Genomic DNA, 15,587 nt, shown 5'->3' with positions numbered 1-15,587 from the left:
ACACTTAGGCTTTATCAGGCAGGTACTGCTTCTGCAGTGATGGTCTTGTCTTCAGGAATCAGATTATCGATCTTGACTTTGGCTGATGCAGCAGCATTGCGAAGATCTGCTTGCTGTGATTCATCCAGAGCTTCCCAGAATTGATGAGCAATTCTCGTGGCCATCACCCCGCCACCTACTACACCGAGAATCGTCAGAGGTCCTGCAAGCCACGGCATCAACGCTACGAGAGCCGACGCCACAACCATCGTGAAAGCCGAAGACTTGCCAGCATCGACAGCAGTGGAAGCAACTAGTTTTAGTTGCTGTGCCCTGTTTATTTCACCATTTTTTCTGGCGGCTTCTGATTTGAGCAGGGTCAGAATCGCTTGATACGCTGAGTAGACTAAGACACCACCGATAGTGCTTTCGGCGGTCATTTCAAGCACTCCACCACCATCCATGCCGCTTCCGTTGACATCAATGGATGCCAGAGTTGCTACGGGGATGGCTTCAACCCCTGCTTGAGGAATGACGTAACGTTTGTCCACGACTACTTTTTGAGAAAAATCAGACATAATTAATTTGGGATAGTTTGTATAGAACTCTTTCGTGGGTTAGTTACTCCCCCACGATCATCATAGACCCGGAGTATGATATCTGTCAACATAATTGACGTGATAAATATACTCAAGTGTCCAGAGTTATTGATGATTAAAACGCCCACCGAAGTGAGCAATTGTGTAACACCAGCCTGCCTCAAGGATCACGCCCACCGGAGTGAGCACTATGAGATGCACTTGAAGCTGTAGGATCACGCCCACGGTATGTGAGCAAAACAACGATCATGCCACCCGAAGGATCACGCCCACCGTAGTGAGCAATTAAGGCCATCGAAATCTGCGTCCGTCACAGGATCACGCCCACCGAAGTGAGCAATTGTGCTGCAGGTCGCCGACTAAGGATCACGCCCACTTAAGTGAGCAATCTGGGTCTGGGCAACTCGCGAGGATCACGCCCACCGAAGTGAGCAAGTTTTTGGCAAAGGAGGACGCGTGACAGGATCACATCCACAGATGTGGATTTGTGGTGCCGCCGTAGCGACACCCGTCTGTATCAGGCGAGTTTGGCTTTGATGTCGCCCACAAAGCCCTCGACGGCTTTCATGTACTCATCAGTGCCGCGAACTTCTTTGAGAAGATCCTCGGCATTCATGTCACGAGATGGGCTTCCACCTTGGTACACATTTACGAAAGTGACCCTTCCGCCTTTACCGACTTTTCCAGATAAACCCAGTTCAGAACTGAGTTGTTCGCTAGTCAGATTGTTAAGTCCGGCGATAATTCCGATGGCGGAATAAGTTGCAGCCCCGCATGAGACGGCAACTTCACCACCAGATGCAGTGACAAATTCGCAGACCAATTTTGTGGTCTTCTTCAGTTCATCATCAGCATTGCGGACGATCAGTTTCACGTCAGTCAGACGTGCTGTGAAACGGTTTGTTGGGATATATTCACGCGCAGATGTCTCACGATTCCATTGGTAGAAAGGCTGTCCGCCTTCAGTTTCACCACCGATGAAAACCATCGGACGGCTGGGACGCTCCTCGAAGCCAGGAGGAAGCATCGTCATTGTGGTTTCGATTGCTTGTGATTGACGATCAGCAGTAATTACAGTTGCAAGAGTAGACATTAGATTTAACGTTTGAGGTTTACAGGTTTTTTAGCAAGTGGACTTACAGTAATTGGTAGGTTTAAGCCAATTAAATGCCACTAGGAATTACGCCCACCGAAGTGAGCACGGTTTACAGGATGTTGAAAAGTGGAGGATCACGCCCACCGAAGTGAGCAATAGATCGCCAGCGCCGATCGCAGGATCACGTCCCCGTAGGGGGACAATCGGTATCAGTCGATCAGGACCAATCGACAATCTGCAGTAATCAGATAATCAGAAGGATTTACTTTTGACCAATCGATGCAATTAACGACTGCTTCGGGCATCGTTTCTTTCCAGGTGCGGATGCAATCCAGCCAGTCAATCCACAGATCACGGTCGTCAATTTCTGAAACAGGTGTCGTAGATACGCAAACTCCTTCGTGTTCTTCACAGAACTGACTGATTACATAACCATTAGATGTGGTTGCTGACCATTCCAGAACAGTTCGTTCAGTCTCAAAAAACTCATCATCTTCAGCAAGATGAGCTGTGTGCATTCCCCATGAGGAGTAGCAAGATTCATATCCATCTGTAGTTTCATCGTCCAGATCGATGTATGTATCTGAGTAGTCAAATCGTTGTTCAGATGCATATCGTTCGTCCACTTTCACAGGCTGTGTCAGTGACTGTCCGTAAGACAGTGATGGCAAAGGCAATTGAAGTGGCTGTCCAAGTTCATTGACTTGATATTCAGGCCGTGACGATACAGCAGAGAAGGTAGAAATAGTCATTAGAAAAAATATAAGTAGGAGGAAATTACGACTACAGTAGTAGTCAGGATCGTATCCACCGAAGTGGATATAAGAGAGATTTAACTCTCCACTAAAGCATGTCTTTTATCTGCAAAAGCGTTACACCCTTGATTGAATAAAAGATAAGAGTATTGCATCCAATGTTGTGGATGTAGGAGAGATTTAACTCTCCACTAAAGCATGTCTTTTATCTGCAAAAGCGTTACACCTTGTCTAGTGATCTTTCTATGGGATCGAATGTAGATGTTGTCTTGTAGTAATGGTCGTATTTCATAGTGATGTATAAGAATGATTCAATTGTTTCTCGTAATTGGGGATAGCAAGTGAATGACGCTGTGAATATGGTGTTGTTTTTTCTTGATATATGGGGACGTACTAAAAACTTAGTTAGATATGGTTCTAGGAAGAATATCCAGTCATGCATCAAAGCATTGGCTTCTTCTTCCTCAAATGGCCCATCTTGTTTTTGTAGTGATATTGAACAGACCATTTCACAGTTGTCATGGTGGTTTTGCTGTGTCATTAGAAATTACCTTAGGTATCGCAGCTGTCGGTTTCTGCATATCGTTTAAATGTAGAGAATGTTGTTTCAAGTAATGTGAGTTCCCGTGTAGAACCAATTACGCAACCAGGGCAAACAGTGTCGCCTTGGATTAATTCTTTGATGTATTTTTGTTCTAGTTCAATCAGTCTTGCAACTGAATCGATAGCAAGATTTGTCAGTTCTGTACGTTCAGCATCTGAATTTTCATCGTTTCGTAGTGATGATAGAAACTCTTTGCGTCTATCAAGAGCCAGTTGCTCTCTGAAGTTTTCAATTTGTTTTTGATCTTCCATTGATTTTGTCATGATTAGGATTTTCGTTGTCGGATACGTAGGCTTTTAACTGATGCTTCTCTCGTGAATTGCTCTACGATTTCAGGCATCTCAGTCTTTAGACGAGCAGTATCAATTGATCTTCGTGTAGATGTTGAATACGATGCAGTCATTTGCCCTGCTTCGACGGTCGTGAACTCTCCCATCGTTTCTTTTATTTGAGCTTTTAAAATCTTTTCCTCTTTTTCAAGCTTTGCTTTTTGAATACGGATTTGCTCCAGAGACGAGAGCTTTTCTTCCCACGATGGATCAGTTAGCTGCAGAGTTCCTGCAGGGATAGATACCTGACGTGTACCTAGTGATTCAGGTGGCTCTTCTTTGCGTGTGACGTAACCCCAGAACTCATCGACACGGTCAATGATTTCGCGTTGTACGGATGGTGATCCAACCACTCGCCATACGCCGAGCTTCTGTCCACCGAACAGGCAGGCCAAATATCCGTAATCCAAGCCAGCAACAATCATTTGATACTGCAATTGAAGCAAGTAACCAACTGATGGACCGGCTAATTTGTATTCCGCATAGCGTCCTTCGTGGAGATTCTTGAGTTCCAGTGCTGCTACTGCAACTCCGTCTTCTAAAACCACACGGTCAAGACTTGCACGATGGTGTGGTTTTTCACCCACCATGATCATTGATGCTGGCATTCCGACTGGCTCACCTGTCCGTCTCTCAAATTCAGCAGCGACTACAGGTTCCATTGTGTGTCCCCAATGGAACAGCTCGCTACCAGGGTCGTAAGAACAACCGTGGACTTTCTCATGCCACAAATCTCGCAATGTCTGCCAGGGGGATAGTCCAAACAAGACAGCTATCTCGGAAGCACCAACACCTAAACGTCGGTCTTCCATCCATTGTCTGATTTCTGGATCATTTACCCGCTCGTCTTCATAGGGCAATCGCATGAGATGAGCACGTAAGCGTAGATCGGGTGGTGCTTCATCGCCATCGACGACACGGTCGCCAAAGATGACTTGTGGCACTTGCTCTTCAGCTACTGCTCCAATTTCTTCGAATAGATTTGTTTTTGATACGGATGATGTCATTTGTGTCTCCAATAAAAAAGCACCCGTGGGTGCTAGTGATTAATGTCGTTGTCTGTGAGTAATTTTTTTAGTCGTTCAATTTCGTCTTTGTATTCTTTGTTTCGGTTGACCTGTTCGATTAAAGCATCTTCTAATGCCATCGCATAGGAATTTAATTTTGCGGGTGCTTCGATACCAAAGTGGTCAAGAGCTTCTAAAGACTCAACTGAAAAGTCAGTCAGAGCAATGTGGGTAGGAAGTTCGCCATCGAATTTTTCTGGCTTATCTGGAGTTGTCATAGGGTCACCATAATTGTGAGTTGTTAAAAAATCTAGATTTGAGATCAATGCCTGTCGTAGAAGGGATCTCAATGACTGCTCCACGAACAGCTGCTGATAAATCGGATGCTACTGACGAAGGTTCTACATCGCCAGACCAGGATAGTTCTGCATACTCATCTGGAATAATCTGTGTGACTGATACGTCAGATGCCGCACCAGCAAAAGCTTTTTTGAGGAATGTGAAGATGTCATCACGATCAGATGCATCGTATAGAACGGATAAAGTGTGCATAAAGTATTTGTGTAAAGAATAAGGACGCCCACCTAAGTGAGCAATTAGATCAGATGCTGGTTGCGAGAGGATCACGCCCACCTAAGTGAGCAAAAGTGAACTCGCAGCTCTCGGTGCTTCAGGATCACGCCCACCGAAGTGAGCAAAAGAAATTGCCGAACTTGTACATAGGATCACATCCACCGAAGTGGATATTTGCGATAGGGACTTACGTCAGTGACGGAAAATTGTTGATGATTGTCCGATGACTGCCCCAATAGATAAAGACTAAATCTATCGATGTGGAGATAGGAGAGATTTAACTCTCCACTAAAGCATGTCTTTTATCTGCAAAAGCGTTACACCTTGATTTCAAAAGTCATCAAGTCTAGTTTTCTTTTTGAGCGGTGTCTTGCGTTTCCATAGTCGGATTGATTTACCTTTGCGGGTAGTGACCATACGCCGCCAACCAAGGGCAGACATAATTGAGCCGACTCGTTTTGACTCACGTACACCTACTGCTTGTGGTGAGAATCCAAGAGCACCAATGAGAATGTCATTGGCACTTACTTCATCTTTTGTTCCTAGGAATTCTTCAACGATGGTCTCCCATGGATCAGATACCGAAAACTGCTGGATGTAATCAGCCAGTTGAGCAACTTCACCTGATGTGATTTCCCATTGAGTACCAGCTTCGTATTCCAATATGGCTTTCTTCCAAAGCTGATCACGGAATTCATGAAGAGTTCTCCATGGTGTTTCGAAGCCATCACCAATTTCTAGTGGCATAAAGCGTCGGTTGCCCGTGCTGTCCACTAAAAACTCTGAACGGTTAGATGTTCCAGCCATCACAAAGCGTCGTGCAAGACTGACAGGTAGTGACTGATAGGGATAACGTGTTTCGTCTACTCGTGTTGTGATTAGGTTTTTGAAGTTCTCAATGTTCTTGACACTGAAGTAGTTGTCCACTTCTGGCAGCTCTACTAAATAGGAGACGTGCAGGCGATAGATTTCCTTTGACAGTAAGTCCATTGATACAGAGATTTCTGCAAATAGCTCTTCAGGAACTAATTCTCGAAGCAACTGGCTCTTTCCACAGCCCTGTGCCCCAATGAATATGGGTATCCAAGACATAGAACAACCTGGGTTGTAGGCACGGGCTACAGCACCGATGAGGAATTTTTGTAGTGTTCGCGTGGCTAGTTCAGTCGAGTTACCAAGAAGTATTTCGCCTAGACGATCCCAGTCCTCAAAAGGTTTTGCGCTGTAGGCACAATCCATAAGGTATCTTCTGATTGGACAGTAGCCGTTGTGCTTTGCGATATAACGAATGGCTGCACGAACACGTTGCTCAGGAACAAATTTGTCATGCTCTAGAGCCAATCGCACAGACATCGTGTCGATGTCGTCGCCTTCCATCACTGTTGGAGATGTTCTAGGTCCATACTCCATTTTTCCAGTGAGTTGATTTAAGCGAAGATCTGGCAGGCATTCTTTTAAAATGTTGACGTCATCAGTTCGCTCTTGAATTTGACGGTCTGCAGTTAACGGTGGACGTCCTCTGCCTCGCGTTTGGGTTTGATCACCATCGTCATCTGATTCATTAGGAGTAGGCTCTAGGTCAATAAATTCTGGATTGATTGTCATAGTATTATTTTCTATTAGTAAGGCGTATTTTTAGTGTAGCTTTCGCTTGATACATTCGTGAGATTACATATCATCAGATGGTCGTATTCCTAAAAATGTTGGAAACCTTGGTCTAAGCACAATTCCCTGATTGAAGAATTTGTATTTAGCGTATTGTCCAATTAACTCATCCTTTTGATTCCATAGTTCCTGCCGTTGCTGTGCATCAAATCCTGTTCCAATTTTGAATGTAATTCGTTCATCTTCTAATGACTGGACGACTAATGCACCGAGAGTGCCTGCAGGAACAAGATTCTCTTTTGATGTGGAGCGTTTGGTGTGCCCCAATTCGTCCAGCTCTGCTGGGTTGTCGTTGTGCATAAGTTCTTCTACTCCGATGATGCGTGCTTCAGCATCTTCAAAGGCTTTTATCTTTAACAGAATGCCTTGATTTACAGTTGATCGTCCAAATTTGTAGGTACCACTTGGGTCTCGAACCATGGTCCCTTCGTAACCATCGTCTAGATGTTCTTGCACGAATTGCATCAAACCTTCTTTGTCGTATACAAATTCTGGGTAGATGACTTTGCAGTTTTTGTTCAATCGTCCTCGCTCTAGATGATCTTGCAATTGATGCATGCGATCGGTGTATGGAGCAATCTCCGGTGTTGAGAAGTCGAGGAAATCAAAGATGTGATAGGTCCAATTAAGAACTCCATCTTCTGACATGACAGATGAGACAGTGCCTTGAAATGATCCGTCATTGCAGACGATTTCGCCATCACAGCCCGATGGAAGATTGCCAAGGATAGATTGAACTACACGACTTCGGATGGGCTTCAGAGACCGTGAGAGAGCGACTCCATCGCGGATGATGACACGTACGCCGTCTAATTTGGGTGTAACAGCGACTGGGTATTTGATGGATAATAAATCGCATCGTGAGGCAAGTAGTGGTTTGAAATTTTGATGATGCATAGTTGTAATAGATATAAAGAATAGACGCCCACCGTAGTGAGCAAAGTGTCTATAGACAAAGAAGCGGGATCACATCCACCGGAGTGGATATAAGAGAGAGTTAACTCTCCACTAAAGCATGTCTTTTATCTGCAAAAGCGTTACACCTTTATTAGAAGAAAATTACTGTCTTAGGGTGTCTTATCACGTAAGTCAGTTGTAATCCATTGCGGCAGAATGGGTCTCAGCGATTTGTCTTGGCTGTCATAGTTGGCCCCTATATATGTATTTTTTAAATAGGGTTTTCCACAGGCTAGTGTCTTTTTTATTCAATATGTTTTTGAGAGATAAGACATAAGACAGAGAGCTGAAACCCGTTGCGCTGCATGGCGTTTGGGGTGTCTTGTCTCCTGTCTTACGACGTAAGACACCTAGTTTTTCTAAGTCATTTATGCACCATAATTGGCTCTAATATGAGAGAAGTGTCTTACGACAAAGTTTTTGATAAGTCAGACGTAAGACAGCAGTTCTATTTCCTTAGATCAAGAAGTTGCTCTAACAGGGCACATTCTGCTTTGAGATCAACGGTCTGATGCCAATTACATTGAAGTGGGTTTTGCTCTGCAGCAACAAGTTCTTGATACTGCTTCAGCAATGACCGCCGATACCCACGCAACTCTCTAACAGCAAGTCGAACTTGAAACTGTTTATCTTGTGGGTCACTCATGCTCCAATCACTTCTAGTGTTAATGCAGGCTTGATCAATGGTGATTCCACAAGCTCTTGGCTAAAGTCTTCGTCAGCTTTCATAGCCATGAAGTCACGAAGATGTTGTAGAGCTACTTCTGGTCTGTCTGAAAAATCTTTGTCAATCATATTGAAGAGCATCATTGCTGGACCAGCAGTACCTTCAGAACATTTATATGGTGACTCTTCAGTACCTACCAGTATTTCGTCAAAGTTGTTCAACTCTTCTCCGAACAATAGTTCAAACCCTGCTTTAAGTGATACCTCTAATGCAATGTATTGGAGGTCAAAGCATAGTTTTTCTTCAGGAGCAAGTACTGTGGAATGAAGTGTGCCACTGAAGACCATCCATTCAATATCTGGAAATAATCTTTTGGCAACTTCAATGTTTGCTTCGCAGTTCCAATGACAAGATCCGTGAGCAACAAATTGCCAGAACAGTGGTGGTCTACCTCTTGGCGCATTCCACCGCCAGTCGCAGCTATCTACGTCTTCTGGTTTCCATAGTTCATCTTCTGTGCGTGCCCATTGACCAGGAAGTTTTGTATAGCCACTCTCTTGAAGCAATTGATACCTGCGTACAGCAGCATAAGCACGAGATGTGTAATCGTATAGCCTACGAATTGGATCGCTCTTTAAGATCTTATTTAGACGTCGAGCATGAAGCATAGGATTTACATACTGCCAATCGTCAATATTGCTTGATAGATTTTTGATATTGTCTAGTGAGGGAATATCTATTGTCGGACATTCCCCGTGAAGTATTGCGTTTAGTTCTAAACTCATGTATTTTTACCGTTTATTTTTAATCTAGTCGATGTTATCTTTTGTCGTGGGATTATAGTTTCCCAGATACAAATGATGAGAATTTATTGCCGTCATACTTGCCATCGTAATCAGGTGAGTTTGCTTCGAGGTGCATCGGTGTAATAGCCATTACAGCTTCTTCTGAACCTCCTGTGACCAAATCGTTTCCGTCTTTGCCGATTGATTTGAATAAACCAAATCGTGTTTTCTCGATTCGGTACTGTCCATATTCACATGTGTTCCATGTGTAGTTGTTGACTACCACTGCGTTCTCAGGGATAGTAGTTGCTTTGATTGCTTCTGTTGTCATGGTTGAATTAGTCATTTGTTTTACCTAGGTATTTGTATGCAACTGGGCAGGTTTCCCCGTAATAACCCCAGTAATCTTCGAGTGATACGTCAATGTCATTTAGATGATTCATGAATAAATTGTCAGCTTCGGAATCACCTAATACTGAAAAGTCATTCAATACATCGATGGCATCAGCAATTTTGCGTAAGTCATCAAACGCTTTTGGGTGCATAGAACCTCTATGTATGTAGTGTGTTTTACGTAGATGTTTTTATTTAGTTTTTAGAAACTTCAGTCATTGCAAGAGCTTGGAGTTTTGCGTGTCCTACGCCTACGTAACTGTGTAGTGTGAGTATGTCTAGAGACAGCATCACGTAACTCTTTTGTAAACTTGTTTTGATTAGTCATGTCGGTTACATATGATTCGACAATTGCTTCAATGTCGTTCATTAGTTTTTCTCTTGACATAAGAATGTTGAGGTGATTTTTCAAAGGTCTGTTTACCGTTGTGTGTTTGGTTGAGATAATCATTGGCTAGAAAAGTTCAACGTCTTTGTCTCCTACTTGTGCTGTTACTGGTACTCCGAAGCCACTTGCAAGTGTCACTATTTCTTTGAGAATTAAGGCAAAGAAGATTTCAACCTTGCTTTGGTCCCAGTCGTAATTACTTTTACTAGAACAGTTGCCTAGTATGCGTAACTGGTCCCTTATCTTTTGCACCCTCGCTGGAAAGATGCGTGCGAACTTCGAGCGTTTGCTTTCTGCAGTATCCATAGTTAATCTTTATATTGATTTTGATAAGCCCACTGCTATATGACAGCAGGCTGTTGAAACATTCCAGTAGTAATTTAACTACTAAATGTGACTGGTGCTATGCAGTCGCAAGCTCTAAGGCAATCTCACGTACTGCTTCAACACGGTTGCGATTTACGCCAAACCAAAGTGAACCCAGCTTGCTTTCGCCTCTACCAGTAAGAGGTGAGGTCAAGACTTCTGTAACGGCATTGAAGGCTGAGTACAGAGTGTTTGGAGCGTATTGGTGACCCAAGCCGTTGTTAACAGCGCGGTAGATGTGCTTCGTAATGCGCAGGTCTTCCAAGGTCTTGTCCCTTGCAGGAGCATCCTTGTCTTTCTTGATCTGCCCAGCAATCTCTTTGGCAAACACACGTTCCAGGAACTCACGACATAGGTCGTTGGTCATAGGGGTATTCGCTAAGAGTTTTAAGCCTTCAACCTCTTGATCGAATGACTCGCGAGCAACGTTGATTGATTCGATCAGTGTTGTGACATCAGCGTTAGCTCCGCCCTTGTGAGTCAGACGCTTCAGGTCTGATGCCTTAGCAGTGGCTAATGCCAAGGTGTTTGAACACACAACACGCACTGTGGTGAACAAGGCACCGATCCCTGTCTTGCCATCGTGTCCGAGATAACCAACGATGCGTTTGCCGACAGTGTCACCAGGCACAACATCGCTGTTGGTCCCTTTGATCTGAGCTGTGAAGGCAACCTTTGCACCGTGCTGGATCAGCACTACTGTCTCCATTGAGACTTCGTCCCGCAAGGCTTCAGCCATTTCGAGGAGCCTGTCGTTTTGAACTACCTCGTAGTTGGCAGTAACGACACCCAACTCTCGTCCTGTGTCTTGCCTTACAAGACCAACGCCATTACTTTCGTGCTCTTGACCAATCGCATCCTTGAAGAAGAGTGGGTGCTTTGACACAGTGAATAGAGCACCTGCTGTCTCGAATGCTTCTCGTGCTGGAAGGCTGTGGTCGGTGATTACACCGCTGTTGAACTGACTTCCATCAGCTTTGAGGAGCCAGCCGCTGTTCATTTCGCGAAGTGTTTCAGACATATGTAGTAGGTATGTGGATACGTCCCTTGTAAGGACACGGATATAAACAGCCACCGTCAGGTGGCATATGGAGTTAGTCGTAAGTAAATCGAGCAACGGTGCTAACCGCTGAGCTTTGATTGGGATAGGAGTCCAGTTGTTCGATTTCTGCCCCTAGTGATGCAGCAATATCTCTGAACTTGCTGTATTCCCATTCAGGGTTACCCGTGCAGTGCTCGTGGATTTCGATGAGCTGACGCTTCTTGCCATAGCAGGCATAGACGGTTGTGCTCACGTAATTCAGGTGAGCTGTTGGTTGGTAGCGTTCTAAGTACTCATCTAATTCCTGTGGTGTCTCAAACTCTTGTGTGAAGAACACATGGGTGTCCTTATGTTTTGAACGCACAAGGAATGAAGTTGGAGTGTTTGGTTTCTTTGTAAGTCCTAGTAAGGCTTTGATTTTGTTGAACATATTATTTCTCTTATGAAACACTGTGAATAAAAGACCCCCAGTAGGGGTCTAGTGATTAGCTGACTCGACTCAGTACAAACTGACGATCCGTTTCAGTCATGCGGTTCAGCCTCTCGACGACCTGTAATAGCCGACCTTCTTGACGCTTCGTCTCATACAACTCTTCCAGTTGCGTGATTAGTGCAGTCGTTTCATCAGAGACTGTGATTTGTCCCTCATCTTTTAGCTCATCCAGACGATCTGTACACCCAGAGAATAGGAGTTGATATACCCATAGGTAAACATCTTCATCGCGAAGCTCAGGCATATCGACGCAGCCGTGTTTCTGGAAGGCACGTGTTGGTCCGTATGTGTCTTCGTCCATGTAGTAGTTGATATTATCTACAGCATCAGCAAGCTGTAAAGGTGTAAGACGTGTGAGTAGTTCCACTGCAGTGCGGAGTGAAGTGTCACCTTTGAGTGGAGCAGTGATGGTTGTAGTCATGAGGTTTCCTCGTGTGGTTGTACGTCCTCTCTTGAGGACACGGTTTGAAAGAGCCACCGACAGGTGGCATTGACTGGTTCAGTTGATTATTTATCTTCAGGCCAGCAGATACGCTCATTCATCCAAGATTTAAATTCATCGGGCAATGAATCAATGATTGCACATAGCCTTTTGGATTGAGAATGATTTGCTTCTTTAAGGTTGCAGGAAGCTAGTGCCTATAGTGCAGTTTCAATTGAAGTCAAGTCTTGTATTTTTGTCATGGTTTATCTCGTGTATTTGTTTAGTGAAAGTCAGACCAGGTGGCCGTGTGCTTAATCGTGTCGCCGGAGATGTTTAAAACTTTTCCGTTGAATTCAACACACATACCATCGCCATCCCAGCCATAGACACTGTCATCAGTGTTGGGAGCATCTCCAATTACTTCATCAGCAGCGCAATAAACATCCCAAGGTGTGGCATCTGTAGGGAGTGTCACCGAGCACTCAGTGGTTTCGTTGGGTTGATTGTCGTAGTTGTATTCACCGTCTGCGTTGGTTGAGTTTTCCCAATCACTAGCAGTCCAGTGAAAGGTTACTTTGTATTCAGTTGTAGTGGGTGCGATTGCGGTTGTCATATTAGTCCTTTGTTGTTTTAATTTTCAGCCCTATCAGTGATAGTGCCATTAAGTTAGCAGACATAAACCCCCAGAGGGCTAATGTCTCAGAATTACTGCGATGTATTGCAGCTGATTCTTTTAAGTGATGCCTGCCTGTGCGTAGATATTCTCTGTAGTAGTGCAATGCCATAGGGTATTCACCACCATGTTTTGTCTCACCCCAGAAGAAATACCAGCCAATGGAAAGTGTTCCGGTAAATCCACCGATGCAGCAAAGCAATGCAAGGACTGTATTAATCAGCTTCGTATTCATTTGCTTTGCCAGTGTGCTTACGTTTCATGTTCTGTATATGTAAAGTGTAGGTTTGAAACGTCCTTTGATAGAACACCTTTTGAAAAAGCCACCGAAGGTGGCCTAATCAATTAGTACTTAGTAATTACGTAAGTCGCTCGATAGCTGGAGGCGTTTGTTCAAATGAGTAACGGTTGTTATCTTGTCCTTCGACAGATGCAAGTCCGAAGAATCCAGCACAAGCTATTGTTGCTACTGTGGCTACTTTTGGGAAATAGTTTTTGTTACTGTACCTGTCTTTCATTGGCTTGGTAATAGTTTGAGTTATGTCAATCCTTGGCATAAGTGCAGGCTCTTTTCTTAATACTGGTTTTGATTCCGTGTATTTACGAATGAGTAAGCTTTTGTGTTCAGTCTTGTCTTCAATAAATTCCATTGTTTGTAATCGAGTATTTGGATACTCGTGATCTGCCCAGTTATTTAAAGAGATGGTTAAGGCTTCAGACTCTTTAGACTTTCTAGCTGCACCAGAAATTGATCCGGCAATAAATCCAATGGCTGTTGTTCCCCAAGTAATGGGGCTCACTGCAGCAGGGGCAATAGCACTTCCTAGGACCATGCCAGACATCAAGCCAATAACTCCTACTTGAAGTCCACATGGCTTAACCTTTTCGCCAATGATTTCTAGAATATCGTTCCTCGCTTCATTTAAAGCTTTAACGATAGGATGTTGGATACGATGAAATTCGAATCGACTAGCCAGTATTCCTTCACTAGATTTTCTGCTTAGATCGTTGTATCGCTTGAGTATTCCTTTAGGTGCAGTGTCATAGGTTTTTCCGTGGACGCGATTGTGATGAATCTGCTTCCGCCGTTTCATGTCTTCAGTTTCTGCTACATCAGATATGCGTTCCATCTCTTCAATGATTCCATAGTAGGCACTGGCTTGTGCAAAGCTATTTGAGTTTTCTTGATAGAGAGATCGAAGATCTTCTAGGTCTTTAGGACTGAGTTTGAACCATTCACGCCCAGGGTACTTAGTTGATTGCTTGCTATCGAACCGAGTATGTAGTGCGTTTTCAATAGCAAACACTTCATCTCTACTCGGCACATCCATAAATTCAAGGATGTAAGCATCAGGGACGTTGTAATCACGTTTGATTTGCTCCAGTCGCTGAGTAGGACTGTGGCTTATGCCGATCTTGAAAATGTTATCTTCATTTCCAGAGGCAATGAGATAGAGGTACTGCAAGCGTTGTGCGGGGGCTGTTGTCATATGAATATAAGCAAGGTGTATTAGGTAGTAATCCCCCAAATGGGGGAAGTTATTCAATCTTCTTGGTATTCGTCCATTCGTTGTTGGGTGTTTCTTCGTTGTCTGTAGTCATCTACGAACGTTTCTCCAAGTTGCTCTACAGCGAAAGCAAGGAGAACAATGAATGTGATTGTTGTCGTTGTAAAAATGAATTGACTCATTTGATTTATTTTGTGTTTAGTTAAGTAGGAATCACCCGCCACTCAGCAGTGAGTAGTGGGCGATGTTAGTCACTGAGTTTTACGTAATACCATTTCGTGAAGTGCCATTTCACTTGCTTCGTTCATAGCTCTGTCTAACGTTTTGAGTGTGAGTATGTTTTGGTTGTGGGCATTAGCTAGAGCTTCTGTTAATTGCCCCAGTGCATCACTAATAGTTTTTTGTGATTCTGTAAGTTCAGGTTTCGTTTGCGTGGTCATGTGTTGTATCTCGTGTATGTGTTTTCGTGTTTAGTACATGGGCTTACATCTCAATTGAATGCCATAAGGTTTAGTAGAGCAAGTTGCCTTCGTTGTTAGTTAATGCGATTAAGTAATGACTTGCGGTCTTCAGCTGACAGTGCATTGATTTTTGCAAGCAACTGATCGACAGTATCGTCAACGTAATCAGGCACATCCCATATGCCTTTTTGAATAATCGTTTCCCAGCTGGAGTGTTCACAGCATTCTTCGATGTCTGAATTGTACTTTTCATACTCTTCATCTGAAAATACAACGTCACAAAGAACTTCACTCACAGCTTCATGTAAGTCGTCAGCGGTTGTATCGTCTCCATATGTAGAAAATGCTTCGACTTTCGCTTCTGAGATTTTTCTCCCTTGTTCAGTAGTAAAACCATTATCAAGGATCGCTTTGATTTTGCTCTTGATTACGGAGCTTACTTGTGGAAGTTCGATAGTTGTTGTCATTTGTGTTTCTCTCGTGTGGTTTATTGATTGATATTTGGTCTTACGCTTAGTGCTGCCAAGGTTTTTATGCAGAGTAAGTCCAGTCAGAACTGTGGCTTCGAAGTGTTGCAGTTTCAGCTATTACACATAGCTGCTCACGAAGGTTATCAAGCACATCAACGAATACATCGTATTCCGTAATTTCGTTTGAGTAAGCTTTGACCTCGCCCCAGATTTCTGATTCATCGCATTGAGTAAGGCGAGCTTTGAATTCTTCGATTTGATTTGCTGTGAGTGTAATTTTATCAGCAGTTGGAATTGACATTTGTTTTTATCTAGTGTGGTTTACAAGTGAACGTCCTATTGCAGGACACTGT

Annotated in this window: 20 protein-coding genes; all 20 read right to left on the bottom strand. The window is 43.7% G+C overall.

Translation table 11 applies throughout. From position 1 onward, the window contains the following. Nucleotides 1–14: 14 nt before the first annotated feature. The 20 genes from SYN8016DRAFT_RS03905 to SYN8016DRAFT_RS15280 all read right to left on the bottom strand — a co-directional run bounded on the left by SYN8016DRAFT_RS03905 (nt 15) and on the right by SYN8016DRAFT_RS15280 (nt 15,535). Nucleotides 15–557 carry a hypothetical protein gene (locus tag SYN8016DRAFT_RS03905; protein WP_006852976.1) on the bottom strand — a complete coding sequence of 181 codons (543 nt, stop codon included), beginning with the start codon at nt 555–557 and terminating at the stop codon, nt 15–17. Nucleotides 558–1,095: 538 nt separating this feature from the next. Continuing rightward, entirely contained in the window at nt 1,096–1,671 is a 576-nt protein-coding gene (locus tag SYN8016DRAFT_RS03900; RefSeq protein ID WP_006852975.1) for a hypothetical protein, read from the bottom strand. A 212-nt stretch (nt 1,672–1,883) separates the two neighbouring features. Continuing rightward, nucleotides 1,884–2,426 (bottom strand): hypothetical protein, encoded by a 543-nt coding sequence (locus SYN8016DRAFT_RS14935; protein ID WP_006852974.1) that lies wholly within the window; start codon nt 2,424–2,426, stop codon nt 1,884–1,886. A 555-nt stretch (nt 2,427–2,981) separates the two neighbouring features. Then, entirely contained in the window at nt 2,982–3,296 is a 315-nt protein-coding gene (locus SYN8016DRAFT_RS14930) for a hypothetical protein (protein WP_006852972.1), read from the bottom strand. A 2-nt stretch (nt 3,297–3,298) separates the two neighbouring features. Then, a complete protein-coding gene (locus SYN8016DRAFT_RS03890) occupies nt 3,299–4,369 on the bottom strand; it encodes a YqaJ viral recombinase family protein (RefSeq protein WP_006852971.1) in 1,071 nt (356 codons plus the stop codon). A gap of 32 nt (nt 4,370–4,401) precedes the next feature. Further along, nucleotides 4,402–4,647, bottom strand: coding sequence for a hypothetical protein (locus SYN8016DRAFT_RS03885; protein WP_006852970.1), 246 nt, complete (start codon nt 4,645–4,647; stop codon nt 4,402–4,404). Nucleotides 4,648–4,651: 4 nt separating this feature from the next. Next, nucleotides 4,652–5,002, bottom strand: coding sequence for a hypothetical protein (locus tag SYN8016DRAFT_RS14925; protein ID WP_141561353.1), 351 nt, complete (start codon nt 5,000–5,002; stop codon nt 4,652–4,654). A gap of 270 nt (nt 5,003–5,272) precedes the next feature. Further along, nucleotides 5,273–6,547 (bottom strand): virulence-associated E family protein, encoded by a 1,275-nt coding sequence (locus tag SYN8016DRAFT_RS03880; RefSeq protein WP_006852968.1) that lies wholly within the window; start codon nt 6,545–6,547, stop codon nt 5,273–5,275. A 63-nt stretch (nt 6,548–6,610) separates the two neighbouring features. Continuing rightward, on the bottom strand, nt 6,611–7,504 hold the full coding sequence (locus SYN8016DRAFT_RS03875; RefSeq protein WP_006852967.1) for an ATP-dependent DNA ligase: 894 nt from the start codon (nt 7,502–7,504) through the stop codon (nt 6,611–6,613). A gap of 702 nt (nt 7,505–8,206) precedes the next feature. After that, a complete protein-coding gene (locus SYN8016DRAFT_RS14920; RefSeq protein WP_006852965.1) occupies nt 8,207–9,016 on the bottom strand; it encodes a hypothetical protein in 810 nt (269 codons plus the stop codon). 52 nt (nt 9,017–9,068) lie between these two features. Next, nucleotides 9,069–9,347 (bottom strand): hypothetical protein, encoded by a 279-nt coding sequence (locus SYN8016DRAFT_RS14240; protein WP_006852964.1) that lies wholly within the window; start codon nt 9,345–9,347, stop codon nt 9,069–9,071. Nucleotides 9,348–10,200: 853 nt separating this feature from the next. After that, the gene (locus tag SYN8016DRAFT_RS03845; RefSeq protein ID WP_141561352.1) at nt 10,201–11,280 is read right to left on the bottom strand and encodes a DUF932 domain-containing protein; all 1,080 of its coding nucleotides are present in this window, start codon (nt 11,278–11,280) and stop codon (nt 10,201–10,203) included. Beyond that, nucleotides 11,258–11,569: a hypothetical protein gene (locus SYN8016DRAFT_RS03840; protein ID WP_141561351.1), complete on the bottom strand. Its 312-nt coding sequence runs from the start codon at nt 11,567–11,569 to the stop codon at nt 11,258–11,260. The genes SYN8016DRAFT_RS03845 and SYN8016DRAFT_RS03840 overlap by 23 nt, the downstream gene beginning before the upstream one ends. Before the next feature lie 121 nt (nt 11,570–11,690). Further along, the gene (locus SYN8016DRAFT_RS03835; RefSeq protein WP_006852959.1) at nt 11,691–12,119 is read right to left on the bottom strand and encodes a hypothetical protein; all 429 of its coding nucleotides are present in this window, start codon (nt 12,117–12,119) and stop codon (nt 11,691–11,693) included. Nucleotides 12,120–12,402: 283 nt separating this feature from the next. Continuing rightward, the gene (locus tag SYN8016DRAFT_RS03830; protein ID WP_006852958.1) at nt 12,403–12,735 is read right to left on the bottom strand and encodes a hypothetical protein; all 333 of its coding nucleotides are present in this window, start codon (nt 12,733–12,735) and stop codon (nt 12,403–12,405) included. Between the two features lies 1 nt (nt 12,736). Continuing rightward, the gene (locus SYN8016DRAFT_RS14910) at nt 12,737–13,030 is read right to left on the bottom strand and encodes a hypothetical protein (RefSeq protein ID WP_006852957.1); all 294 of its coding nucleotides are present in this window, start codon (nt 13,028–13,030) and stop codon (nt 12,737–12,739) included. 124 nt (nt 13,031–13,154) lie between these two features. After that, a complete protein-coding gene (locus tag SYN8016DRAFT_RS03825; protein WP_006852956.1) occupies nt 13,155–14,285 on the bottom strand; it encodes a GIY-YIG nuclease family protein in 1,131 nt (376 codons plus the stop codon). Nucleotides 14,286–14,554: 269 nt separating this feature from the next. Beyond that, entirely contained in the window at nt 14,555–14,743 is a 189-nt protein-coding gene (locus tag SYN8016DRAFT_RS14905; protein WP_006852955.1) for a hypothetical protein, read from the bottom strand. A 95-nt stretch (nt 14,744–14,838) separates the two neighbouring features. Next, nucleotides 14,839–15,231 carry a hypothetical protein gene (locus SYN8016DRAFT_RS03820; RefSeq protein WP_006852954.1) on the bottom strand — a complete coding sequence of 131 codons (393 nt, stop codon included), beginning with the start codon at nt 15,229–15,231 and terminating at the stop codon, nt 14,839–14,841. A 64-nt stretch (nt 15,232–15,295) separates the two neighbouring features. Then, a complete protein-coding gene (locus SYN8016DRAFT_RS15280) occupies nt 15,296–15,535 on the bottom strand; it encodes a hypothetical protein (RefSeq protein ID WP_006852953.1) in 240 nt (79 codons plus the stop codon). Nucleotides 15,536–15,587 lie beyond the last annotated feature (52 nt).

The organism is Synechococcus sp. WH 8016, from assembly GCF_000230675.1.
Taxonomy (GTDB): domain Bacteria; phylum Cyanobacteriota; class Cyanobacteriia; order PCC-6307; family Cyanobiaceae; genus Synechococcus_C.
The sequence above is the reverse complement of the archived record's forward strand: the minus strand, read 5'-3'. Positions and strand labels throughout refer to the sequence as shown.